The 23560-nt window shown below is 71.3% G+C and carries 25 protein-coding genes and 1 tRNA gene; 9 read left to right on the top strand and 17 right to left on the bottom strand.

The annotated features are described in order from the left end of the window. Window positions 1-21: 21 nt before the first annotated feature. From ABD285_RS04270 to dnaK, 4 genes are read right to left on the bottom strand one after another with little or no spacing between them, the layout of a single operon-like run. Entirely contained in the window at window positions 22-438 is a 417-nt protein-coding gene (locus tag ABD285_RS04270) for a heat shock protein transcriptional repressor HspR (protein ID WP_284254031.1), read from the bottom strand. 13 nt (window positions 439-451) lie between these two features. Beyond that, window positions 452-1432: a DnaJ C-terminal domain-containing protein gene (locus tag ABD285_RS04265; protein WP_344200587.1), complete on the bottom strand. Its 981-nt coding sequence runs from the start codon at window positions 1430-1432 to the stop codon at window positions 452-454. An 8-nt stretch (window positions 1433-1440) separates the two neighbouring features. Then, window positions 1441-2061, bottom strand: coding sequence for a nucleotide exchange factor GrpE (locus tag ABD285_RS04260; RefSeq protein ID WP_284254029.1), 621 nt, complete (start codon window positions 2059-2061; stop codon window positions 1441-1443). After that, window positions 2062-3918, bottom strand: a complete 1857-nt coding sequence (dnaK, locus tag ABD285_RS04255) for a molecular chaperone DnaK (RefSeq protein WP_284254028.1) — start codon at window positions 3916-3918, stop codon at window positions 2062-2064. A gap of 172 nt (window positions 3919-4090) precedes the next feature. Here dnaK and ABD285_RS04250 point away from each other — a divergent pair, with 172 nt between their 5' ends. After that, window positions 4091-4687, top strand: coding sequence for a DUF2165 domain-containing protein (locus ABD285_RS04250; RefSeq protein ID WP_284254027.1), 597 nt, complete (start codon window positions 4091-4093; stop codon window positions 4685-4687). After that, window positions 4684-6036 carry an MFS transporter gene (locus ABD285_RS04245; RefSeq protein ID WP_284254026.1) on the top strand — a complete coding sequence of 451 codons (1353 nt, stop codon included), beginning with the start codon at window positions 4684-4686 and terminating at the stop codon, window positions 6034-6036. The genes ABD285_RS04250 and ABD285_RS04245 overlap by 4 nt, the downstream gene beginning before the upstream one ends. Here the strand turns inward: ABD285_RS04245 and ABD285_RS04240 are convergent. From ABD285_RS04240 to ABD285_RS04215, 6 genes are read right to left on the bottom strand one after another with little or no spacing between them, the layout of a single operon-like run. After that, entirely contained in the window at window positions 6011-6883 is an 873-nt protein-coding gene (locus tag ABD285_RS04240; protein ID WP_284254025.1) for a prenyltransferase, read from the bottom strand. The two genes, ABD285_RS04245 and ABD285_RS04240, sit on opposite strands and share 26 nt — an antisense overlap. Next, window positions 6880-7188 (bottom strand): lycopene cyclase domain-containing protein, encoded by a 309-nt coding sequence (locus ABD285_RS04235; RefSeq protein ID WP_344200582.1) that lies wholly within the window; start codon window positions 7186-7188, stop codon window positions 6880-6882. Before ABD285_RS04235 ends, ABD285_RS04240 begins: the two co-directional genes overlap by 4 nt. After that, on the bottom strand, window positions 7185-7565 hold the full coding sequence (locus tag ABD285_RS04230) for a lycopene cyclase domain-containing protein (RefSeq protein WP_344200579.1): 381 nt from the start codon (window positions 7563-7565) through the stop codon (window positions 7185-7187). The genes ABD285_RS04235 and ABD285_RS04230 overlap by 4 nt, the downstream gene beginning before the upstream one ends. Next, entirely contained in the window at window positions 7562-9097 is a 1536-nt protein-coding gene (crtI, locus tag ABD285_RS04225; RefSeq protein ID WP_344200576.1) for a phytoene desaturase family protein, read from the bottom strand. The genes ABD285_RS04230 and crtI overlap by 4 nt, the downstream gene beginning before the upstream one ends. Before the next feature lie 7 nt (window positions 9098-9104). After that, window positions 9105-10010 (bottom strand): phytoene/squalene synthase family protein, encoded by a 906-nt coding sequence (locus ABD285_RS04220; RefSeq protein WP_284254024.1) that lies wholly within the window; start codon window positions 10008-10010, stop codon window positions 9105-9107. After that, on the bottom strand, window positions 10007-11095 hold the full coding sequence (locus tag ABD285_RS04215; RefSeq protein WP_284254023.1) for a polyprenyl synthetase family protein: 1089 nt from the start codon (window positions 11093-11095) through the stop codon (window positions 10007-10009). Before ABD285_RS04215 ends, ABD285_RS04220 begins: the two co-directional genes overlap by 4 nt. A 21-nt stretch (window positions 11096-11116) precedes the next feature. On the opposite strand from ABD285_RS04215, the gene idi reads away from it, so the two are divergent. After that, a complete protein-coding gene (idi, locus tag ABD285_RS04210; RefSeq protein ID WP_284254022.1) occupies window positions 11117-11695 on the top strand; it encodes an isopentenyl-diphosphate Delta-isomerase in 579 nt (192 codons plus the stop codon). A 52-nt stretch (window positions 11696-11747) separates the two neighbouring features. Here idi and dcd read toward each other — a convergent pair whose 3' ends face one another. Together dcd and ABD285_RS04200 are read right to left on the bottom strand one after the other, a co-directional pair. Further along, window positions 11748-12353: a dCTP deaminase gene (gene dcd, locus ABD285_RS04205; RefSeq protein WP_284254021.1), complete on the bottom strand. Its 606-nt coding sequence runs from the start codon at window positions 12351-12353 to the stop codon at window positions 11748-11750. A gap of 23 nt (window positions 12354-12376) precedes the next feature. Continuing rightward, a complete protein-coding gene (locus ABD285_RS04200) occupies window positions 12377-14107 on the bottom strand; it encodes a right-handed parallel beta-helix repeat-containing protein (RefSeq protein WP_284254020.1) in 1731 nt (576 codons plus the stop codon). Between the two features lie 138 nt (window positions 14108-14245). On the opposite strand from ABD285_RS04200, the gene ABD285_RS04195 reads away from it, so the two are divergent. Together ABD285_RS04195 and ABD285_RS04190 are read left to right on the top strand one after the other, a co-directional pair. Further along, window positions 14246-14319 (top strand) — tRNA-Gly (locus ABD285_RS04195). 41 nt (window positions 14320-14360) lie between these two features. Continuing rightward, entirely contained in the window at window positions 14361-14978 is a 618-nt protein-coding gene (locus ABD285_RS04190) for a sugar O-acetyltransferase (protein ID WP_344200571.1), read from the top strand. A 22-nt stretch (window positions 14979-15000) separates the two neighbouring features. Here ABD285_RS04190 and ABD285_RS04185 read toward each other — a convergent pair whose 3' ends face one another. Together ABD285_RS04185 and kynA are read right to left on the bottom strand one after the other, a co-directional pair. Continuing rightward, complete coding sequence (locus ABD285_RS04185; RefSeq protein WP_344200568.1) at window positions 15001-16227, bottom strand: kynureninase; 1227 nt, start codon at window positions 16225-16227, stop codon at window positions 15001-15003. Beyond that, a complete protein-coding gene (gene kynA / locus ABD285_RS04180) occupies window positions 16224-17078 on the bottom strand; it encodes a tryptophan 2,3-dioxygenase (protein WP_284254017.1) in 855 nt (284 codons plus the stop codon). Before kynA ends, ABD285_RS04185 begins: the two co-directional genes overlap by 4 nt. Window positions 17079-17162: 84 nt before the next feature. On the opposite strand from kynA, the gene ABD285_RS04175 reads away from it, so the two are divergent. Further along, entirely contained in the window at window positions 17163-17921 is a 759-nt protein-coding gene (locus ABD285_RS04175; RefSeq protein WP_344200565.1) for an SDR family NAD(P)-dependent oxidoreductase, read from the top strand. A 20-nt stretch (window positions 17922-17941) separates the two neighbouring features. Here the strand turns inward: ABD285_RS04175 and ABD285_RS04170 are convergent, their stop codons facing one another. Further along, the gene (locus ABD285_RS04170) at window positions 17942-19240 is read right to left on the bottom strand and encodes an enolase C-terminal domain-like protein (RefSeq protein WP_284254016.1); all 1299 of its coding nucleotides are present in this window, start codon (window positions 19238-19240) and stop codon (window positions 17942-17944) included. Window positions 19241-19346: 106 nt separating this feature from the next. Here ABD285_RS04170 and ABD285_RS04165 point away from each other — a divergent pair, with 106 nt between their 5' ends. After that, complete coding sequence (locus ABD285_RS04165) at window positions 19347-19754, top strand: DUF4383 domain-containing protein (protein WP_284254015.1); 408 nt, start codon at window positions 19347-19349, stop codon at window positions 19752-19754. 1 nt (window position 19755) lies between these two features. After that, window positions 19756-20271, top strand: coding sequence for a hypothetical protein (locus ABD285_RS04160; protein ID WP_344200560.1), 516 nt, complete (start codon window positions 19756-19758; stop codon window positions 20269-20271). A gap of 9 nt (window positions 20272-20280) precedes the next feature. Here the strand turns inward: ABD285_RS04160 and ABD285_RS04155 are convergent, their stop codons facing one another. Next, complete coding sequence (locus tag ABD285_RS04155) at window positions 20281-21576, bottom strand: ATP-dependent DNA helicase (RefSeq protein ID WP_284254013.1); 1296 nt, start codon at window positions 21574-21576, stop codon at window positions 20281-20283. A gap of 26 nt (window positions 21577-21602) precedes the next feature. On the opposite strand from ABD285_RS04155, the gene ABD285_RS04150 reads away from it, so the two are divergent. Then, window positions 21603-22562 carry a hypothetical protein gene (locus tag ABD285_RS04150; protein WP_284254012.1) on the top strand — a complete coding sequence of 320 codons (960 nt, stop codon included), beginning with the start codon at window positions 21603-21605 and terminating at the stop codon, window positions 22560-22562. A 16-nt stretch (window positions 22563-22578) separates the two neighbouring features. On the opposite strand, the gene ABD285_RS04145 is transcribed toward ABD285_RS04150, so the two are convergent. Next, window positions 22579-23560: cytochrome c oxidase assembly protein (locus ABD285_RS04145; RefSeq protein WP_344200555.1), on the bottom strand; the 982-nt coding region annotated here is incomplete at its 5' end.

The following is a 23560-nucleotide window of genomic DNA, read 5'->3' as shown; positions in this document are numbered from 1 at the left end:
CGAGTAACCGGCGACAAGGCGTCAGAACGGGCGCCAGACCACCACCTCGTTCTGCTTCGGCACGCGCTCACCGGCGCGCAGCCGGAGCACGTCTCCGGACTCCCGCGCCGCGAAGACCCGCCGGCCGGGCCGGTTCAGCAGCTCGTCGGCGAGCGCCGTCTCGAGCTCGCGCACCCGCGATTGCAGTGCCGCGACCTGGTTCTCGAGGTCGAGGATGCGCCGGATGCCCTCCAGGTTCAGCCCCTCCGCGCTCAGCCGCGCGATCTCCCGCAGCTGCACCACGTCGCGCATGCTGTAGCGGCGCGACTGGCCCGCCGTGCGCCGCGGCGACACGAGACCCAGCCGGTCGTACTGCCGCAGCGTCTGCGGATGCATGTTGCTGAGCTCGGCCGCGATCGCGATCGCGAAGAGCGGGGAGTTCTCGTCGACATCGGCCATGGGTCGCTCCCGCCTAGCTCGCCCGGGCCTTCGCGAGCAGGTCGTCGCGCGGGTTCTCGGTCGGGAGCGTCTCGACGAACTCCTCGAGCTTGCGCTGCGCCTCGGCCGAGAGGTGGCTCGGCACGGCGATCTCGACCGTCGCGAGCAGGTCGCCCTGCCCCTTCGCGGTCGTGACGCCCTTGCCCTTCACGCGCAGCACGCGGCCGCTCGGGGTGCCGGGCGCGATCCGCAGCTTGACCGGCTCCCCGTCGAACGTCGGCACCTCGATCGTCGCGCCGAGCGCCGCCTCGGCGAAGGTCACGGGCACGTCGAGGCGCAGGTTGAGCCCGTCGCGCTCGAAGACCGGATGCTTGCGCACCTTGACCGTGAGGATCAGGTCGCCCGGCTGGCCGCCATCCGGGCTCGGCAGTCCCTTCCCCTTGAGCTTGATCTTCTGCCCGTCGGCGACGCCGGCAGGGATCTTCACCGTCGTCTCGCGCCCGGACTGCATGGTGAGCTTGACGGTCTCGCCGCGGATCGCGGTCACGAAGTCCAGGGTCGTATCGGCGGTCGCGTCGGCCCCCCGGCTCGGGCCGCCGTAGCCGCGGAAGCCGCCCGTCGACTGGCCGAACCGGCCGCCGCCGAACATCCCGCCCAGGATGTCGTCGAAGTCGGCCTGCTGGTAGGCGGTGCGGCGGCCGCCGCCCTGCCCGAACATCCCGCCGAAGACATCCTCGAAGCCGCCCGCGCCGGCGCCGCCCGCGGTGAACCGGGCGCCCGACCCCATGGCCCGCACCTGGTCGTACTCGGCCCGCTGCTCCTTGTCGGAGAGCACCGAGTACGCCTCGCTGATCTCCTTGAAGCGCGACTCGGCGGCCGCATCCCCCTGATTGGAATCGGGGTGGTACTGCCGCGCGAGCTTGCGGTACACCTTCTTCAGCTCCGCGTCCGACACGTCCTTCTTGACGCCGAGAACGGCGTAGAAGTCCTTGTCGAACCAGTCCTGACTGGCCACGTGCTTCCTTACTCGGGAACGCTGACGGCGACCTTGGCCGGGCGGATCAGCCGGTCGCCGAGGGCGTAGCCGACCTCGATGACGTCGGCGATCGTCTGGCTGGTCGCGTCGGGGCTCGGCAGCTGCACGAGTGCCTCGTGGAACTTCGGGTCGAAGGGCTCGCCCTTCTCACCGACCCGGGTCAGGCCGTACCTCTCGAAGCCGCCGCGGAGCTTCGACGCGATGAGCGCGAGGGGGCTGCCCTCGGTCAGGTCGCCGTGCGCGTCGGCGCGGTCGAGGTCGTCGATCACCGGCAGCAGTGTGCGGATCACCTCGGCGATGACCGCGTCGCGATTCGCCTGACGGTCGCGTTCGACGCGGGTGCGGAAGTTCTTCAGCTCCGCCTCCGCGCGGGCCGCGCGCTCGCGGTACTCGCCCACGAGGTCGCGCTCGGCCTCGGCGAGCAGCGCCAGGTCGTCGTCGCTCAGCTCGACATCCGCGTCCTCGGCCTGGACCAGGTCCTCCGCCGACTCCACGTCGGCGGGGGACCCGTCCTCGGCCTGCGGCTCACGGACGTCGCCCGTCTCGGGGTCCACCCTCCGCTTGTCGCGGAAGCGGGGCTCCTTCTCGTGCTCGTCCTTGTCGGCCATCTACTTCTTCGGCTCCTCGTCGTCGACGATCTCGGCGTCGACCACGTCCTCGTCGTTCGACGACGCCTCCGGCTCGGCGGTCTCGCCGGCCCCGGCCTCCGCGGCCTGGCCGCTCTGGTAGATCGCCTCGCCCAGCTTGGTCTGCGACGTGTTGAGCTTGTCGAACGCGGTCTTCACGGCCGCGTCGTCCTCGCCCTGCAGCGCCGTCTTGAGCGCGTCGACGTCGGCCTGCACCTCGGTCTTCACGTCATCCGGCAGCTTGTCGTCGTTGTCCTTGATGAGCTTGTCGATCGAGTACGCGAGCTGCTCGGCGTTGTTGCGCACCTCGGCGCTCTCGCGCCGTGCCTTGTCCTCCGCCGCGTGCTCCTCGGCCTCGCGCACCATGCGCTCGATGTCCTCCTTGGGGAGGGACGAGCCGCCGGTGATCTTGATGGACTGCTCCTTGCCGGTGCCCTTGTCCTTCGCGGAGACCTCCACGATGCCGTTGGCGTCGATGTCGAAGGTCACCTCGACCTGGGGCACGCCGCGCGGCGCCGGCGCGATGCCGGTGAGCTCGAACGTGCCGAGCGCCTTGTTGTCGCGCGTGAAGTCGCGCTCGCCCTGGAAGACCTGGATGGCGACCGACGGCTGGTTGTCATCGGCGGTCGTGAAGGTCTCGCTGCGCTTGGTCGGGATGGCCGTGTTGCGCTCGATGAGCTTGGTCATGATCCCGCCCTTGGTCTCGATGCCGAGGCTCAGCGGGGTCACGTCGATCAGGAGGACGTCCTTGCGCTCGCCCTTCAGCACGCCGGCCTGGAGGGCGGCGCCGACGGCGACCACCTCATCCGGGTTGACGCCCTTGTTGGGCTCCTTGCCGTCGGTCTCCTTCTTGACCAGCTCGCTGACCGCGGGCATGCGGGTGGAGCCGCCGACGAGCACGACGTGCGCGATGTCGGCCACCTTGATGCCGGCCTCCTTGATGACGTCCTGGAACGGCTTCTTGGTGCGGTCCAGGAGGTCGGAGGTCATCTGCTCGAACTGGGCGCGGGTCAGGGTCTCGTCGAGGTTGGCCGGGCCGTTCTCGGTGAGCGACAGGTAGGGCAGCTGGATGCTCGCCGACATGCTCGACGAGAGCTCCTTCTTCGCCTGCTCCGCGGCCTCCTTGAGGCGCTGCAGGGCGATCTTGTCCTTCGAGACGTCGACGCCCGTGGTCTCCTTGAACTTCTTGATGAGCCACTCGACGACCCGCTGGTCCCAGTCGTCGCCGCCGAGGCGGTTGTCGCCCGCGGTCGAGCGCACCTGAATGGTCGAGAAGTCGTCGTCCTTGCCCACCTCGAGCAGCGAGACGTCGAACGTGCCGCCGCCGAGGTCGAAGACGAGGATGAGCTCGTCCTCCTTGCCCTTGTCGAGGCCGTAGGCGAGCGCCGCCGCGGTGGGCTCGTTGATGATGCGGAGCACGTTGAGGCCCGCGATCTCGCCGGCCTCCTTGGTGGCCTGGCGCTCGGCGTCGTTGAAGTAGGCCGGCACGGTGATGACCGCGTCGGTCACGTCCTCGCCGAGGTACTGCTCGGCGTCCCGCTTGAGCTTCTGCAGGATGCGCGCCGAGATCTCCTGCGGCGTGTACTTCTTGCCGTCGACCTCCGCCTTCCAGTCCGTGCCCATGTGGCGCTTGACCGAGGCGATGGTGCGGTCGACGTTGGTGACGGCCTGGCGCTTCGCGGTCTCGCCGACGAGCACCTCGCCGTCCTTCGTGAAGGCCACCACCGACGGCGTCGTGCGGAATCCCTCCGCGTTCGCGATGACGGTCGGCTCGCCGCCCTCGAGGACGGAGACGACCGAGTTGGTGGTGCCGAGGTCGATACCGACGGCTCGTGCCATGTTCTTGCTACTCCTCAGGTTCGTGGTGTCCGGAGTTGAGCCGGACCGCATCAATTCTGCGACCTGTGGATAACCGCTGTCAAGTCGAGTTGAGTCGAGGTCGCTCAAGTTCTTCAACGGCCGGCCGCCGCACTTCCTTCCCGCCGAGGGGGCCGGATGCCAGGATGGCCGCATGGATGACGCAGCGCTGCCCGTCCCCGAGCCGCACGCCCGCCGGTGGTGGCAGGTGATCGGATCGCTGCCCATGGCGGTGACGCTCCTGGTGGCCGTGAACGCCGCCGACATCCTCCTCGTCGCACTCGGCAACATCACCGACTACGGCACGAACTTCGCCTTCGTGCAGCACGTGCTCTCGATGGACACGACGAACCTCGGCGGCCGGCCGGGCGTCGGGCTCGACCCCGACATCATGTGGCGCGCGATCACCGACCCGGCGGCGTGGAACGTCGCCTACGTCGCGATCATCGTGTGGGAGTCGGCGGCCGCCCTCGTGCTCATCCTGGCGACCGTGCTCCTGATCGCCGGCATGGTGCGAGGCGAGTTCCGCACCGCCCGCTCGGTCTCGAGCATCGGCCTCCTGATGCTCGTCGCGCTGTTCTTCGGCGGCTTCATCGCCGTCGGCGGCGAGTGGTTCGGCATGTGGCGCTCCACGCAGTGGAACGGCCTCGACGCCGCGTTCCGCACCGGGATGCTCGCAGCCGTCACGCTCATCCTGATCCACGTGCCGGTGGCCGGCTGGTCACGGCGTTCCGGTACGGTGCGCGCATGACGACGGAACTGGTCCGCGGGCTCGACCTGCAGCGCGGCACACGGGTGCCAGGACGGCGCATCGTCGCCTGGGCCTTCTGGGACTGGGGCTCGTCGGCGTTCAACGCCGTCGTCACCACCTTCGTCTTCACCGTCTACCTGACGAGCACGAAGGGCTTCGGCGAGACCGACGTCACGTCCTCGGTGCTCGGATGGGGGATCGGGCTGTCCGGACTCGTGGTCGCGCTGATCGCACCCGTGACGGGCCAGCGCTCCGACGGATCCGGGCGGCGCAAGTTCTGGCTCGCGGTCAACACCGCCATCGTCGTCCTGTGCATCGCGGGGCTGTTCTTCGTCTCGCCGAGCCCCGTGCTGCTGTGGCTGGGGGTGGGCCTGCTGGCCGTCGGAACGGTCTTCTTCGAACTCGCCGCCGTGAACTACAACGCGATGCTCGTGCAGGTCTCGACGCCCCGGACGGTCGGCCGGGTGAGCGGGTTCGGGTGGGCGATGGGCTACTTCGGCGGGATCGTGCTGCTGCTCATCCTCTACTTCGGCTTCATCCACCCGGACGTCGGCCTCTTCGGCGTGACGAGCGCGGAGGGGCTCGCGGTGCGGGTCTCGATGCTCCTGGCCGCGCTGTGGTTCCTCCTCTCCGCGCTGCCGGTCCTGCTCGCCGTGCCGGAGTACCACGTGCCCGGGCAGGTGCAGCGCCCGCGGGTCGGGTTCTTCCGCTCCTACGCGGTACTCGGCCGTGACGTCGCGGCGCTCTGGCGCGAGAGCCGTCGGACGGTCTGGTTCCTGCTCGCGAGCGCCATCTTCCGCGACGGCCTCACGGGCGTCTTCACCTTCGGCGGCGTCCTCGCCGCGGGCACCTTCGGGTTCTCGGCGGGCGAGGTGATCATCTTCGCGGTCGCGGCCAACGTCGTCGCGGGTCTCTCGACCCTCGTCGTCGGGACCCTCGACGATCGCGTCGGGCCGAAGCCGGTGATCGTCACCGCGCTGATCGGCCTGCTGGTGAGCGGGCTCGTCGTGTTCTTCCTGCACGACGGCGGTCAGATCGTCTTCTGGACCGCCGGGCTCGCACTGTGCCTCTTCGTCGGGCCCGCGCAGTCCGCGAGCCGCACCTTCCTGTCGCGCCTCGTGCCGGCCGGCCGCGAGGGCGAGGTGTTCGGTCTGTACGCGACGACGGGACGGGCGGCGACGTTCATCGCGCCGAGCCTGTTCGCGCTCTGCATCACCATCTTCGGCCACCAGTACTGGGGCATCATGGGCATCCTGCTCGTGCTGGCCGTCGGGCTGGTGATCCTCATCCCCGTGAAGTCGCCCGACCGGGCGCCGGCCGAGATCAGCGGATCAGCGCCCACCAGATGAGCAGCAGCGTCACGAGGAACCCGGTGGCGTAGTTGATCCAGAGGAACCGGCGCCAGCCCCGGTTCGCGCTCGCGGCATCCGCGTCGCTCACCGACCACCACGGCGCGACGTTCGCGGCGTAGGGCAGGGCGAGGAACGCGGCGAGCGGTCCGGGCCAGGGGGTCGCGAGCAGCAGCGCGCCCGCCGCGACGTAGAGCACGAGGGCGAGCCGGACGGCGCAGCGCGTCCCGATGACGGTCGCGACGGATCCGATGCCGGCATCCCGGTCGGCCTCGATGTCCTGCACCGCGCCGAACGCGTGCGACGCGCAGCCCCAGAGGACGTACCCGGCGAGGAGGGCGGCGAGCGGCCAGGTCGGCGTGGCCCCGGCGAGCGCGAGCCCGAACACCGCGGGACTGACGAAATGCGTGGCCGAGGTGAGCGAGTCGAGGAACGGGCGCTCCTTGAACCGCAGCCCGGCGACCGAGTACGCCACCACCGCGAACAGGCTGATCGCGAGCACCAGGTCGCTGACCCACGAGCCGACGACGACGAGGTAGACGACGAACGGCAGGGGCAGCAGGGATGCCGTCCACAGGGTCGCGCGGTGGTGGGCCGGCCGCAGCAGTGCGCCCTCGACACCGCCCTTGCGCGGGTTGCGCAGGTCGGACTCGTAGTCGAACACGTCGTTGATCCCGTACATCGCGAGGTTGTACGGGATGAGGAAGAAGACCGTGCCCACGACGAAGGTCGCGTCGAGCCGGCCGCCGCCGCCGCCGCCGCCGCCGAGGAGATAGGCGGCAGCGAACGGGTAGGCCGTGTTGACCCAGCTGAGCGGGCGGCTGGCGACCAGGAGCGCGCGGATCACGGCGCGGGCCTCCGCCGGGGGGCGAGCAGCGACCAGAGCGACGGGAGCAGCACGACGGCGGCCAGCGCGTACGCGAAGTCCTCGATCGGCATGACGCCGAGCCGGATGCCGCTGATGCGGTCGGCGTCGTACGCGACGATCCCCGTGCCGACGATCACGTTGTCGAACACGGCGGTCAGCAGCACGAGCGGGATCGCGGCCAGGCCGACCGCGCGCCACCGGGGCGCCCGCCGCGCGAGCCCGGCGGCGAGTGCGACGAGCGCGACGGCGCAGAGGAACGGGAGGTTCAGGAGGAGGTACGTCATTCGTTCCCCTCGTTTCCCGACGGCCGAGACGGCCGTCGGCGCTGACGCCGCGGCGAAGGCCAGAAACGGCCTTCGCTCCAAGCGGAGCACAGCGCGTAGGCGTTCATCGTCGTGTAGCACAGCAGCGCGAGGAAGAGGACCTCCTCCACCGGCAGGCCCGGCGCGAGCAGCACGCCAGTGACGATCGTCGCGTGCCCGGGGAAGAACACGCCGAGACCGATCCCGGCCAGGTCCCAGACCAGGAAGAACGCGACGCCGGCGGCGAACACGATCGCGGCCCGCAGCGGCGCGCGCCGGAAGAAGAGCCGGAAGCGCAGGTCGAGCACGACCATCCCGGCCAGTCCGACGAGCAGCCCGCCGAGGTAGAGGAGGGTCATCGCAGCGGCTCCGGCAGCGGTCCGGCGCTCGTGTCGCCGCGCAGGCGCTTGACCACGAGCTCGGCGCTGATGAGGCACATCGGCAGTCCGACGCCGGGGATCGTCGAGGAGCCCGCATAGAACAGGTTCGCCACCGTGCGACTCGCATCCCCGGGCCGGAAGAACGCGCTCTGCCGGAGCGTGTGCGCGAGCCCGAGCGCCCCGCCCCTCCAGGCGTGGAACTCGCTCTCGAAGTCGGCGGGCCCGATCGTGCGCCGCACGACGACGCGCTCGGCGAGATCGTCGATGCCGGCCCACGAGCCGATCTGCGCGATCACCCGGTCGCCGAGCGCCTCCAGGAGCGCGGCGCCCTCGCCGTCGACGCCGCCCCGGCCGAGGCAGGGATCGGCCGGTAGCGGCACGAGCACGAAGAGGTTCTCCGCGCCCTCGGGCGCGACCGTCGGGTCGACGCCCGACGGCTTGCACACGTACAGCGAGGGGGTGTCGGGGATGCGCGTCGGGTCGTCGAAGATCGCGGCGAAGTTGGCATCCCAGTCGCGCGAGAAGAAGAGGGTGTGGTGCTGCAGCTCGGGCAGTTCGCCGCGCACCCCCAGCAGGATGAGCAACGCGCTCGGCCCGGGGTTGCGGCGGCGCCAGGCGCGATCCGGATGCGTGCGGTGCGCCGCGTCGAGCAGTCGCGTCTCGGTGTGGTGCAGGTCGGCCGCCGAGACGACGGCGTCGACGTCGAGCCGCGCGCCGTCGGCGAGGTCGACCCCGGTCGCCCGGCCGCCGTCGACGCGGATGCGCACGACCTCCGCCCCGGTGCGCACCTCGACGCCCTCCGCCTCGGCGAGCCCGGCGATCCGGTCGATGATCGTGCGGAACCCGCCGAGCGGATAGCGCACGCCGTCGGCGAGGTCGAGGTAGCTCATGAGCGAGTACAGGCTCGGTGTCGTGTCGGGCGCGGCGCCCAGGAAGACGGCCGGATAGCCGAGGATCTGCCGCAGTCGGCGATCCCGCACCGTGCGGCGGGTGAGCGCACCGAGCGGCTCGAGCAGCAGCCGGCTCAGCCGGGTGCTCTTGCCGAGCACGCCGCCGCCGAACACCGGGCCGAGCCGCACGAACGTCGTGTAGAGGAAGTGCTCCTTCGCGATCGCGTAGAGCTCGGCCGAGCGTGCCAGGTACGCCCGCAGGCGGGCCCCGGCTCCGGGCTCCTCCCGCTCGAAGACCGCGACGTTCTCCTCCGCGTCCGCGTGCAGATCGAGGGGATCGGCATACCCCTCGGCGTAGACGCGGTAACCGGGATCGAGTGGCACGAGGTCGAGCTGCTCGGTCGCGCTCGTGCCGAGCAGCCGGAAGAAGTGGTCGAACACCTCGGGCATGAGGTACCACGACGGCCCGGTGTCGAAGCGGAAGCCGTCGCGCTCCCACAGGCCGACGCGGCCGCCGACGGCGTCGTTCTTCTCCAGCAGCACGAGCTCGTGCCCCTCGCGGGCGAGCAGGGCGGCCGTCGCCAGGCCGGCGATCCCGCCGCCGATGACCGCGATCCTCACGCGGACCTCACCGCAGCGCCGCGACCGCGGCGATGCGCAGCTTCACCGGATCGGGCACCCGCACGCGCGACACGAGCAGCGCCGGCGCCGGGGTCGCCCGCAGCCGGCGCGACAGCTCCGCGAACAGCCCGTGCGCGAGCGCGACCGCGCGGCGCGAGTTCGCGGGCAGCCGCGGGATGGCGCGGGCCGCGACGGCGAGATCGGTGTCGATGTCGTCCAGCAGCCGCACCTTGTCATCCTCGCCGAACGTCGCGGGGTCGACGCCGGGGAAGTAGCTGCGGCCCAGCACCTGGGCATCGGCGTGCAGGTCGCGCAGGAAGTTGACCTTCTGGAAGGCGGCGCCGAGCGCGCGGGCGCCGTTCTCGAGCTCCGCGCGCTCGGCCTCGCCGCGGGCCGGACCACTGTGGGCGCGATCGTCGGCGAGGAAGACCCGGAGGCACATGAGCCCCACCACCTCCGCCGAGCCGTAGATGTACCGGGCGAGACTCTCGGCGTCGTGCGAGCTCTCGTGCAGGTCGGTGCGCATGGAGGCGAAGAACGGCGCGGTCAGGTCGCGGCCGAAGCCGGCGAAGCGTGCGGTGCGCGCGAATGCGTGCACGACGAGGTCGCTGCCGTAGCCCTCGGTCACGGCACGGTCGGTCTGGGTCTCGAGGCCGTCGAGCAGCCGCTCGGCGCCGTCACGCCCGAGGCCCGCCTCGGTCGCGGCGCCGTCGACGATCTCGTCCGCCACCCGGACGAGCGCGTAGATCGCCTCGACGTGCGGGCGCACGCGGGCGCCGAGAAGGCGCGACGCCATCCCGAACGACGTCGAGTACCGCCGGATGACGAGCGCCGCCGCCTGCTGCGCGACGTCGTCGTAGAGCCCGAGCCGGGGCGAGCCGTCGCCCCCGCGGTCGCGGCGGTCGGCCGTCACGCGCGGCGCGCCAGGACGGCGTCGGCGATGGGGTGCAGCTCGGTGCGCAGGGCTACCGGCACGTGCGGCTCGAGCAGGCGCGAGAGCGCGCGGTTCGCGTAGTAGCGGGCGAGCCCCTCGGCGAAGCCGCGCGCGCCGACCGCTTCGAGGTGCCGGCGCAGGCGCTCGGCGCCCTCCTCGGTGAGATCCGGATCGCCGAACAGGGGCGCGACCTCGTGCCACCCCTCGAGCGCGCTCGCGTACGCGATCAGCACCGTGCGCTTGCCCTCGCGCAGGTCGCCGACGACGGTCTTGCCGGTCTCGGACTCCTGCCCGAACACGCCCAGCAGGTCGTCGACGACCTGGTAGGCGATGCCGAGGTCGCGGCCGAACTCGGCGAGCGTGGTGATCGTCTCGTCCGGCGCGCCGGCGAGGATCGCGCCGGCCTGGAGCGGGCACTCGAACGAGTAGACGGCGGTCTTCAGGCGCTCCATCCCGAGGATCTCGTCGACGCCCGGCAGCTCGGGCATCCAGGCGAAGTCGACATCGATGAGCTCGCCCGCGGCGCTCGCGAACAGGGCGTCGTCCATGACCTCGAGCAGGCGCGCGCGCATCTCGTCGCCGACGCCGCTGCGATCGACGAAGCGGTAGGCGTTGAAGAGCGCGAGGTCGCCGGCGATGACCGACGCGCTGAGGCCGCGGTGCTCGGCCACGGCATCCGGAGCGCCCGCCGCGCGCGCCGCATCGCGGTAGCTGCCGGCGATGTTCGGGGCGCCGCGGCGCACGAAGTCGTGGTCGATGACGTCGTCGTGCACGATGAGCGCGGTGTGCAGCAGCTCGAAGGCGGCGCCGATGCAGGCGGCCGCCTGCAGGTCGAGGCCGCCGAGGGCCTGGTACGCGGCGAGCACCATCCGGGGACGGAAGCGCTTGCCACCGACCGTGTTGGCCTCGAGCCGGTCCCAGAGCCGCACGTATTCGGCGCCCAGCGGCTCCGCGCGGCGCCTGGTTACGCTGAAGAACCGCGCCAGCACGGCATCGACCCGCGACTGGTGCTCGTCGGCCACGGCCGTCGGACCGCCGGCGGACCCTAGACGCGCGGCATCCATCTAGAAAGACTAGCGATCGACATGTCGACCCCCGATGGGTTCCTCAGCGTTCCCGCAGCCAGCACCGGCGACCCCGAGGCGGGCGAGCTGGTCGTGCTCGTGGATGCCGACGGCACCCCCACCGGGACCGCGCGCAAGTCCGCCGTGCACGGGCTCGCGACGCCGCTGCACCTCGCGTTCTCGTGCCACGTGTTCGACGCCGGCGGCCGGGTGCTGATGACCCGGCGCGCGCTCGGCAAGCTGACCTGGCCGGGCGTCTGGACCAACTCGTTCTGCGGGCACCCCGGACCCGACGAGACGATCCCGGATGCCGTGCGGCGTCGTGCGGTGCGCGAGCTCGGTCTCGAGCTGGGGGCCCTCGATCCCGTGCTGCCGGACTTCCGCTACCGCGCCGTCGACGCATCCGGCATCGTCGAGAACGAGATCTGCCCGGTCTACCGGGCCGTGGTCGAGGTGGATCCGCGCCCGGCCGTCGACGAGGTCGCGGAGTGGGCGTGGGTCGGGTTCGACGACCTGCGCGCCGCCGTCGCCGCGACCCCGTTCGCGTTCAGCCCGTGGCTCGCGCTGCAGCTCGCGGCCTGGCCCCGCCTCCTCCCCTAGCCAAAAACGCCCAGTGCCATCGCCCGGAAGTGGGCGTTTTGGCTAGGGACGGTCAGGTGCCGGAGGCGCCCGCCTCGGAGGACCAGACGTCGGCGCGATGGAAGTTCTGGAACGACCGCGAGGCCGTCGGGCCGCGCTGGCCCTGGTAGCGCGAGCCGTACGCGCTCGTGCCGTACGGGTTCTCGGCCGGCGAGCTGAGCCGGAAGAAGCACAGCTGCCCGATCTTCATCCCGGGCCAGAGCTTGATCGGCAACGTGGCGACGTTGCTGAGCTCGAGCGTGACGTGCCCCGAGAATCCGGGGTCGATGAAGCCGGCGGTCGAGTGGGTGAGCAGCCCGAGCCGGCCGAGCGAGCTCTTGCCCTCCAGCCGCGCGGCGATGTCGTCGGGCAGGGTGACCAGCTCGAACGTCGAGCCGAGCACGAACTCGCCCGGGTGCAGGATGAACGGCCGATCGTCATCCACGTCGATCAGCCGCGTGAGCTCCGGCTGGTCCTCGGCGGGGTCGATGAACGGGTACTTGTGGTTGTCGAACAGCCGGAAGAACCGGTCGATCCGCACGTCCATGCTCGACGGCTGGATCATGCCCAGGTCGAGCGGGTCGAGCCCGATGCGCCCCGACTCGAGTTCGGCCTTGATGTCCCGGTCGCTGAGCAGCATGGGTCGAGGCTAGCCGAGCGGCGTCAGTGCGATGCCCGCTCCGTCGGACCGTCATCGCCGGCGCGTCGGGTGGCGAAGGCGAGCAGCAGGACGATGCCCAGCAGCACCGCGATCCCACCGGCACCCAGCAGTCCCGTGACCGGGATGTCGGCCCCGCTCTCGGCGAGGGCGGCGGGGGCGGTCGCCGGGGCGATCACGATCGTCAACGGCACGAAGGTCGGGTCGTCGACCGCGACGGTGAACGAGGTGGTGCCCGCCGCGGTGGGCGTGCCGCTGATGACGCCGGAGGCGGAGAGGGTGAGCCCGTCCGGCAGCGAGGAGCCGTCGGCGAGGGCGAACGTGTACGGGGCGCCGAGCCCACCGGAGGCCTGCAGCGTCGTGCTGTACGGCTGACCGACCGTCCCCTGCGGAAGGACGCTCGGGGTCACGACGAGCGGCGGCTGGCCGAGCTCGACGGCGCCGATGTCGCATCCGGAGCCCTGCAGGCGGGGCTCGCCTCGCTGGTCGGTCGCGTCGGATGCGCATCCGGCGGTGCCCGAGGGGATCCTGTCGACCGCGTCGCCGGTCTTCGCCGGGAGCCGGGTCTTCGTCGGGCCGCCGTTCTCGGCGAGGTTCGCGAGCGAGGCCGTTCCGCCGCTGATCGAACCGGTCGCGGAGAAGCCGCACGACGCCGTGTCGGAGAGGTTGTATCCGCCGTCGCCGACGGTGCCCGAGCAGTTCGGCGCGACGTTGTCGCCCACGATGGTCGCGGTCAGCGTGAGCGAGCCGCCCTGACCGGTCTTCGTCGCCCCTCCGGAGGGGATCGCGTCATCCTGACCCGGCTCGGTCCCCGCGATCGTCGACGCGCTCACGCTCGCCGTGCCCGTCTCGAGGACGAGCACGCCCTGGCCGGTGTTGCCGTCCAGCGTCGACCCGGTGACCGTCGCCGCGCCGCCGGGGAGCACGAGGACCGCGGCACCGTAGTAATCGGGCACCCCGTCGGAGAACGGATCGGTGTTGCTGATGGTGGAGTCGGTGACGGCCACGGTCGCCGATGCGGCGGCGGCCACGGTCCCCGCTCCGAGGTTGCCGTCGAGCGTGCTCGTATCGATCGTCGCCGAGCCGTTCAGGACGACTACGCCGCCGCGGGCGTTGTCGTCGACCGAGCTGCGCACGAGGTGCGCGCTCGCGTCACCTTCGACCAGGATGCCCTCGTCGAGGTTGCCCGACACGGAGGAGTCCTGGACCGTCGCGCTCGCCGACGTGCCCGTCACCCGGAGGCCCTCCTCGTCGTTGTCCACGACCGTGCTCGCCTCCAGCACGAGCGTCGCGGCGTCGACGGAGACTCCGCTGGCGCCGGCGACGTGCGAGACATCCAGCGACCCGATCGTGACGTCCGGAGCCCCGTCGGTGTCGGTGCCGTCGATCGTGATGCCCGCATCCGCACCGTCGCCGGTGACGCTCGTGCGAGACGCGCCGCTCGTGCCCGCGCCCAGCAGGGTCAGCGACATCCGGATCTGCACGCTCTCGTCGTAACTGCCGGCACCGATGTGGATGGTGTCGCCGGAGTCCGCCTGCAGCACCGCGTACTGGATCGTCCGGCACGGCGCACTCGCGTCGGTGCAGTCGTTCTCCGCGTCGCTGCCGGAGACCGCCACATAGCGATCGGTGCCGGCGGCGGCGGCGGGAGCGGCCACCGCGAGGCTCATGCCGATCGCCGCGGCGAGGAGCACGGCCAGCCCCGCCGCACGACCCCTCGACGATCCTGCACTCACGTTTCGACGCATGCTGCCGCCCTTCGACTCGCCCGGCACCTTATCGCGAACCGTGCGCTCGCCGACAGGAGATCCTGCCGTCGGCCCGGCCGGGGCATGTAGTCTCGATGACTGAGCGCGGCCCCCGGGGCGCGTCGTGCGGATGTAGTTCAATGGCAGAACTTCAGCTTCCCAAGCTGATAGCGCGGGTTCGATTCCCGTCATCCGCTCCACGTCAGTCGTCCGTGCGACGGCCCGGCCTAATATGTTGTTCGTGACAACATACACAGCGACGGACCGGCTCGTCGCCGACCTGATCGAGAAGCACGACGACGTGCGCGCGCAGTTCGCCGGGGAATGGATCCGGTACCGGGACTCGCCCGCTCTGCAGGAGCTGTCGTGGCACGCACAATCGACCTGCGCCCGCATCAACGCGCTCTTCTACGACGACCCGGACGAGGCGCGCCGGCTCTTCCATGAGCTCATCCCCGGTGCCGGCGCCGGCATCGACTTCCGGCCCCCCTTCCGCCTCGACTACGGCGTCGGCCTCACCATCGGCGACCGCACCTTCATCAACAAGGACTTCCTGGTGACCGGAGGCGATCGCATCACCATCGGCAGCGACTGCCTGATCGGTCCGCGCTGCAGTGTCTACACGCCGAATCACGCCGAGGATCGGGAGCGGCGCCTCGAGGGCTGGGAGCGCGTCAGCGCCATCACCATCGGCGACAACGTCTGGATCGGCGGCTCGGTCACGATCCTCCCCGGGGTCACGATCGGCTCGGACAGCATCATCGGCGCCGGGTCCGTCGTGACGCGCGACATCCCGGCCGGGGTCGTGGCGGTCGGCAATCCCTGCCGTCCGGTGCGACCGATCGCGTCGTCGGCCTAGCGGAACCCGGCCGCGCGGAGGGTCACGTCGTCGCGGCCGCCAGCTCCGCGGCGATCCGGCGCACGCCCATGTCGACCTCGGCGAACGACGTGCTGAGCGGTGACAGCCCCAGCCGGATGCCGTCGGGGCGCCGGAAGTCCGGGATCACCCCCGCCCTCCACAGCGTCGCGATCAGTTCCGGGAACGCCGGGTGGTCGACTGTGATGTGCCCACCCCGCAGCGCCGGCTCGCGCGGTGTCGCGAGCGTCGCACCCCGTGGCGCGAGCAGCTCGTCGGACAACTCGATCGCCAAGCCGGTCAGCGCCAGCGACTTCGCGCGGATGGCGTCGATGCCCGCCTCCTCGATCAGGTCGAGCATCGCCACCATCGGCAGCATCGCGAACACCGGGGGCGTGCCGCTGACGAAGCGCCGGATGCCGTCGGCCGGCGCGTAGTCCGGGCCCATCACGAACGGGTCGCGGGCGCCCATCCACCCCTGGATCGGCTGCGACGCGCGCTCGATGAGCTCGGCGCTCACGTAGAGGAAGGCCGGCGAACCGGGACCGCCGTTGAGGTACTTGTATGTGCATCCGGTCGCGAAGTCGACCCCCCACTCGTCGAGCCGGATCGGCAGCGCACCGACCGAGTGGCAGAGATCCCAGACGACGAGCGCGCCGGCCTCGTGCGCCGCCGCGCTGATGCCCGGCACGTCGGCGACGTAGCCCGAGCGGTAGGCGACGTGGCTCAGCACCACGGCCGCGGTGTCGCCGGTGAGCACGCCGCGCACGTCGTCCACCGTGACCCCGGATGCCGGGTCCGGGTCGAGCCAGGCGATCGACGCGCCGCACTCGGCCGCGATGCCCTGCACGACGTAGCGATCGGTCGGGAAGTTGCCGCGATCCACGACGATCGTGCGCCGCCCGGGCTGCGCGGCGAGCGCCGCCCGGATCAGCTTGTACAGGCTGACCGTCGTCGAGTCGCCGACGATGGTCTGTCCCGGCGCGGCGCCCAGCACGACGCGGCCGAGGCGATCGCCGAGCGTGAGCGGCTGATCGAACCAGCCCTCGTCCCAGCCGCGGATGAGCCGCTCGCCCCACTCGTGCTCGACGAAGCGCGTGAGGCGCTCGGGCAGGTCGCGCACCGGCCGGCCGAGCGAGTTGCCGTCGAGGTACAGGATGCCGGGGTCCTCGGTGCCGACGAAGCGCGCCCGATACGCCGCGAGCGGATCGCTCTCATCGAGCGCCGCCGCATCCCGGGCGGCCGCGCTCACGACGCCTCGATCTGGGTGCGCAGCGCGAACAGCTCGGGGAAGAACGTGAGGTCGAGGGCCCGTCGCAGGAAGTCGACGCCGCTGGACCCGCCGGTGCCCTGCTTGAAGCCGATCGTGCGCATGACGGTGCGCATGTGCCGGAATCGCCAGAGCTGGAAGTTCTCCTCCAGGTCGACGAGCTCCTCGCACGCCTCGTAGACGTCCCAGTGCTCGTCGACCTTCTCGTAGATCCGCGCGAGCACGTCGCGCAGCTCCGGGTCGAAGACGTGCGCGACCGTCACGTCGCGCTCGAGCAGTCGCTGCGGGATCGGCACCCCGCGCCGGGCCAGCAGCCGCAGGAACTCGTCGTACAGGCTCGGGGCCTCGAGCGCCTCCCGCAGCATCTCGGCGTTCTCGGGTTCGCCGCGGAACACCTCGAGCATCCGGGCGTTCTTGTTGCCCAGCAGGAACTCGACGGCACGGTACTGCGCCGACTGGAATCCGGATGCCTTGGCCAGGCTGTCGCGGAACTGCACGTACTCGGTCGGGGTGAGCGTGGCGAGCACCGACCACTGCTCGATCATGGAGCGCTGGATGTGCTTGATCCGCGCGATCTTCTTGAGCGCGTCCTTGAGGTTGTCGCCGGCGAGCGCGGCGCACGCGGCCCGCAGCTCGTGCAGCACGAGCTTGAGCCAGAGCTCCGTCGTCTGGTGCTGGATGATGAACAGCAGCTCGTCGTGATGCTCGGGTCGGCTGAGCGGGTGCTGCGCCCCCAGCAGGGTGTCGAGGTCGAGGTAGTCGCCGTACGTCATCTTGTCGCGCAGGTCGGTGACGAGCGTCGCCTCGAACTCGCGCGTGTTCGACTCGGTCATGGGCCCACTGAATCACACGGAGTCGATGCACAGCAGCGGTCGCCTCACGCAGCTCGTCGAGCACGGCGACGCTAGCGTGGGCACATGGCGGGCGCGTTCGCGGGACTGACGGCGGTCGTGACGGGCGGATCATCCGGCATCGGAGCCGCGATCGCCGAGCGGCTGGCCGGCGGCGGTGCCCGCGTCGCCGTGCTCGACCGCGATCCGGACCGTGCTGCGGACGGCGTGCTCGCGGTCGCGGCCGACATCTCCGACGACGCGTCGGTCCGCGCCGCGATCCAGCGCGTCGTCGACGAGCTCGGCGGCATCGACATCCTCGTCAACAACGCCGGCATCGGCGCGCAGGGCACGGTCGCCGACAACCCGGATGACGAATGGGCGCGGGTGCTCGACGTCAACGTGGTGGGCACCGCGCGGGTGAGCCGCGCCGCCCTCCCGGCGCTTCGCGCATCGCGGCACGCGGCGATCGTCAACATCTGCTCGATCGTCGCCACGGCCGGTCTGCCGAATCGCGTGCTGTACAGCGCGTCGAAGGGGGCGGTGCTCGCCATGACGCGCGCGATGGCCGCGGACCATCTGCGGGAGGGGATCCGGGTCAACTGCGTCCACCCCGGCACCGCCGACACCCCCTGGGTGGGACGCCTCCTCGCCGATGCGGATGATCCCGCAGCCGAGCGCGCGGCGCTCGAAGCACGGCAGCCCCACGGCCGGCTCGTCTCACCGGACGAGGTCGCCGAGGCGGTGGCCTACCTCGCCGATCCGCGCAACGGTTCGACCACGGGCGCGAGCATCGCGGTCGACGGCGGCATGCAGGAGCTGCGGCTGCGGCCTGCCGGCAGCTAGCCAGCCCGGCGGCGCCGGCCTCACGCGCTTCGCCAGTACTCGCCGTCGGGGTAGCTGAAGCGCTGCACCGACGCGTCGTGCATCTCGGCGCTGTATCCGGGCGCGCTCGGCAGCACATAGGCGCCGTCGTGCACGATGCACGGATCGACGAAGTGCTCGTGCAGGTGGTCGACGTACTCCGTGACCCGGTCGTCGAGGCTGGCCGAGACGGCGACGTAGTCGAAGATCGACAGGTGCTGGACCAGCTCGCACAGCCCCACGCCGCCCGCGTGCGGGCAGACCGGCACTCCGAACTTCGCCGCCAGCAGGTACACGGCGAGGATCTCGTTGACGCTCGCGAGCCGCGCCGCGTCGAGCTGGCAGAAGTCGATGGCCTCGGCCTGGAACAGCTGCTTGAACAGCACCCGGTTCATGCCGTGCTCGCCGGTCGCGACGCCGATCGGATGCACGGCGCGGCGGATCGCGGCGTGGCCCAGGATGTCGTCCGGGCTCGTCGGCTCCTCGATCCAGTGCGGACGGAACGGCGCGAGCGCCCCCATCCATTCGATCGCCTCCGGCACGTCCCAGACCTGGTTCGCGTCGATCATGAGCTTCGCGTCCCAGCCGATGACCTCGCGTGCGATGCCGAGGCGCCGCACGTCGTCGTCACGGTCGGCGCCCACCTTGAGCTTGACGTGCCGGTAGCCGGCGTCGACCGCGTCCTGCAGCAGGCGGCGCAGGGTGTCGTCGTCGTAGCCGAGCCATCCGGCGCTCGTCGTGTAGCAGGGGTAGCCGGTGCGTTCGAGCTCGGCGATCCGACCGGCGCGGGTGGGCTCCTTCGCCGCGAGCAGCGCGATCGCCTCGTCGCGCGTGATCGCGTCGGAGAGGTAGCGCAGGTCGGCGACGTCGACCAACTGCTCGGGCGTCATACCGGCGAGCAGGCGCCAGAGCGGCACGCCCGCGACGCGGGCCGCGAGGTCCCACATCGCATTCATGACCGCGGCCATCGCGAGGTGTTCGACGCCCTTCTCCGGTCCGAGCCAGCGCAGCTGGGTGTCGGACGACAGCTCGCGGTACACGGCGCCGAGGTCGGCGACGGCCTCCTCGACCGAGCGGCCGACGAGCGGCAGCGCGCGCTGTCGGGCGGCTTCGGTGCACAGGTCGTTGCCGCGGCCGATCGTGAACGTGAAGCCGTGCCCGCGCAGTGCCGGGTCATCGGTGTGCACCACGACGTAGGCCGCCGAGTAGTCGCCGTCCTTGTTCATCGCGTCGGAGCCGGCTGCCGTGAGCGAGGTCGGGAACCGCACGTCGTGCGTGGTGACGGCGGTGATCGTGGTCATGCGGAATCCCGTCGGGATGGTGGGCGGTGCCCTCATCGTATGGTCGCCGCATACGATCGGTGCAGCGAGCGACGACGACGCGGAGACCCATGGAGATGCCGACCGGATGAGATCGCCCAACCGCCTGCTCGGCACCGTGCTCGGCGCGGTGCACCTCGTCGTCGGCGTGGCCGGCTTCTTCGTGCCCGGATCGACCAGCTTCTTCGATCGGCACGGCGGCCTGCTGTTCGGGCTGCTGCGCGTGAACCCCGCGCTCGACGTGCTGCACGTGCTCGTCGGCGCCGCCCTGCTGCTGGCGGCGCTCACGCGGCTTCGCGCCGCGAAGGCGGTGAACACCATCGCGGGGCTGATCTTCTTCGTCGTCGGCGTCGCCGGACTGTTCATCGTGGGCAACGGCGCCAACGTGCTCTCGCTGAACGGCGACGACAACGTTCTGCACTTCGCGAGCGCGGCGATCCTGCTCGCCGTCGGCCTCGGGGTCGACCGCGACGTGCACACCCCCGTCACGGGCTGACGTGGTCGGCCGGATGCTGGCCGGGCTCGCCGCCGTCGGCGCGGGCCTCATCCACCTGGCGTCCGCCATCGGATCGCCGCCCGCGGTCGCCGCGGTCGTGGCGGTCATCGGCGTGGCCGAGCTCGGCTGGGGCGTCATCGCCGTCGCCGGGCGCGGCATCCCGCTGCCGAACGCGGCCCGGGTCGGCGCGCTCGTGCCGGTCGTGCTCTGGGTGCTCGTGCTGCTCGTCGCCGGACCCGCGCAGCTCGGACCGTTCACGAGCGCGCTGCGACTGGCCCCGATGCTCGCGGCGAGCGCGCTCGACCTCGTGGTCGTCGCGTGCGTCGCGGTCGTCGGCCGCCGCGCGGCCACCCGGCGATCGCCCTCGCGCGGTCCGGCAGGCGGCCGCGGCGCCGTGATCGCCCTCGCGCTGTGCGGCGCCGCCATCGCCGTGCTCACCGCGGCCGCTCTCGGCGCGACCGAGGTCGGCGATCAGGCGCGCACCGGCACGGGATTCTTCGCTCCGCACCAGCACTAGGCGGGTCGTTCAGGCCGAGATCGCCTTGATCGCCGTCGCGCCCGCCATGAACTCGCGCACCCGGTCGTCGACGATGATGTCGCTCGGGCGCAGCGGCCGCGTGAGGTACAGGCCCTCGAGGGCGGTGATCCGGCTGAGGGCGACGTAGGTCTGGCCGGGTGCGAAGCTGCGCGATCCGAGGTCGACGATGGCGCTGTCGTAGGTCTTGCCCTGCGACTTGTGAATCGTGACCGCCCACGCGAGCCGCAGCGGGAACTGCGTGAACTCGGCCACGACGTCCTTGTGCAGCGTCTTGGTCGCGGGCGAGTAGCGGTAGCGGTAACGCTCCCAGGTCGCCGGGCGCACCTCGTGCCGATCGCCTGCGACGTCGACCGCGACGGTGCCCTCGCCGATCTTGGCGACCTCGCCGATCGTGCCGTTGACCCAGCGTCCCTCCGCGCCGCTGTCGTTGCGCAGGAACATCACCTGCGCGCCCACCTTCAGCTCGAGCCGCTCGTCGGCCGGGTAGGCGCGGCCGGAGAACTCGCCCTCGATCTCGGCGACCGCCGACAGCGCCCGGCCGGGCAGCCGCCCCAGCGCGGTCGCGTTGATCCGGTTGACGGTCGCGTTCGTCGTCGCGAGCGTGATGGCGCCCTCGGTCGGCGCCGGGCGGGCTCCCGTGTCGTTGAGCACCTTCGCCATCTCGGCCGTGACCGCGCCGTGCCGCACCGCCGTCAGCAGCCGCTTGAACTCCAGCTCGTGCTGGCGGTGGATGGTCTGCAGCTCGAAGATGCGCAGGTCGGTCTCGTCCCACACCCGTGCGTCGAAGAACCATGCCGAGCGGTACCGGTCGGCGAAGTACGCCTGCTCGTCGGGGTCGCCCGGCACGGGCGCGAGCTGGAACGGGTCGCCGAACAGCACGAGCTGCACGCCGCCGAACGGCTCGTGCGGTCGCTGGCGTGCCTGCCGCAGCGCCCGATCCATCGCATCGAGCAGGTCGGCGTTGACCATCGAGACCTCGTCGACGACGAGGGTGTCGATGGAATTCAGCAGCTTGCGCAGCGGCTCGCCCTGCTCGATCGGGTGGTCGGCGATCACGCCGGTCGGCAGCCGGAACAGCGAGTGGATGGTCTGCCCGCCCACATTCAGCGCCGCCACGCCCGTCGGCGCGCAGATCACGATCTGCTTCGAGGAGTGCGACGCGAGGTGCTCGAGGAGGGTCGACTTGCCCGTGCCCGCGCGGCCGGTGACGAAGATGTGATCGCTCGTCGTCTCGATCCGCGCGTAGACCGCCGCCTGCTCCTCTGAAAGCTCCGGGACGGCCACCGCGTCAGGTTACCTAGGATTCAGGGGTGCGACGGGTGGTGCTGCGGTGGGTGGCGGCATGCGCGGCCGTCGTGCTCGTCGGGGTGGGATCGGTGGCGGTCGTGATCGCCGTCGGATTCGGTCCCGGCTCGTTCGTGACCACCTACCTCGACGCGCTCGCCCGGCGCGACGCCCCGAGTGCGCTCTCGCTGCCGGGGGTGGATGCCGCGGGCGGCAATCCGGCGCTGCTCACGTCGGCGGCGCTCCCGGGACTGCACGACATCCGGATCACCGACGACGTCGAGCACGACGGCGGCGTTCACCGCATCACCGCGAGCTGGACCTCGAACGACACCGCCGGGCAGTCGACCTTCGAGGTGGAGCGGATCGGCACGCGGTTCGGCGTGTTCCCGGTGTGGGGTTTCGCCGAGAGCCCGGTGGCGCGACTCTCGCTCGACGTGCGCAACTCGCGCGAGGTGACCGCCGGAACGCAGCGCGTGCACACCCCCGGCGTGGGTCCGCACGAGTACGCGGTGCTCGTGCCCGGCGACTACCGGTTCGTCGAGAGGACCGCGCTGCTGGTCTCCACGGAGCGGCCCGTGCTCGCCGACACGGTCGGGCAGCGGTTCGGGGCGACGATCGACGTCGAGGCCTCGCGCAAGCTCGTCGACCTGGTGTCGACCCAGGTGAACAAGCTTCTCGACCGCTGCGCGACGCAGAGGGTGCTGTTCCCGGCCGGATGCCCCTTCGGGCAGCAGATCGAGAACCGCGTGACCGGCACTCCCGCCTGGTCGATGAAGCGCTACCCCGACATGCGGCTGGTGGGGGCGGGAGACGACCGCAGCTGGACGATCCCGCAGGTGCCGGGCACGGCGCATCTGAAGGTGCCGGTGGAGTCGCTCTTCGACGGATCGGCGTCGACCTTCGACAAGGACGTGCCGTTCACGATCCGCGCCACCGTGCGCGTGAGCGGCGACGGCGAGCTGACGATCCGCGACGTGCAGTGACCGGCCGGCTCGGCGCTCAGCCCTGACGGGCGCGCTGCGCGAGCATCCGGTTGTACTCCTCGAGCTCGACGTCGCCGTCGCGGTCGGCGCGACGGTCGCGGCGCTTGGCCTCCCGCTCGTCGCTGCGGCTCCACAGGATCGCGACGCCGATGGCGAGCAGGACCGTCGGGATCTCGCCGACGCTCCACGCGATCCCGCCGGCCGCCTGCTGATCCTCGAGCGGTGTGGCGCCCCACGTGCGCCCCATCGCCCCGTACCAGTCGGCCAGCAGCAGGCCCTGGTTCGAGATGAGCGCGAGTCCGAAGAAGGCGTGGAACGCCATCACGATCAGCAGCAGCATGAGCCGGATCGGGTACGCGGGCCGGCTCTTGACCGGGTCGATGCCGACGAGCGTCTGGATGAAGAGGTACCCGACGATCAGGAAGTGCAGGATCATCCACTCGTGCCCGACGTGATCGATCGTGGCCCAGCGGAACAGCGGCGTGTAGTAGAAGACCCAGAGCGAGGTGATGAACAGCCCGCCGGAGACGAGGGGATTCGTGAGCACGCCCGCGGCCTTCGAGTGCACGGCGAGCAGGATCCACTCGCGAGCCCCCCGGCTGCCGTCGTCGCGCCGGTGGATGGCGCGCGCCGCGAGCGTCACGGGCGCCGAGAGCACGAGCAGGAGCGGCACGGCCATGGTCAGCAGCATGTGCTCGAGCATGTGCACGCTGAACAGGTACTGCTCGTAGACGTTGCTGACGCCGCAGGTCACCCAGAACAACGACCCCATGCCGGCCAGCCAGAGCACGGTGCGGTACCAGGGCCACCGGTCTCCGCGGCGCCGGAGCCGGAGAACCCCCCACAGGTAGAAGACGACCCCGAAGCCGATGATGAGCACCCAGAGCAGGTCGAAGTTCCATGCGGTGAGGTACTTCAGCGCGGTGATCGGCGGCGGCAGCGGCGTCCCGGTCAGGATCGCCGCCGGGCTCGCGTCGTCGTTCTGGCTCTGCGCGACG

The sequence above is a fragment of the Pseudolysinimonas kribbensis genome (assembly GCF_039531715.1).
GTDB classification, from domain to species: domain Bacteria; phylum Actinomycetota; class Actinomycetes; order Actinomycetales; family Microbacteriaceae; genus Pseudolysinimonas; species Pseudolysinimonas kribbensis.
The sequence above is the reverse complement of the archived record's forward strand: the minus strand, read 5'-3'. Positions and strand labels throughout refer to the sequence as shown.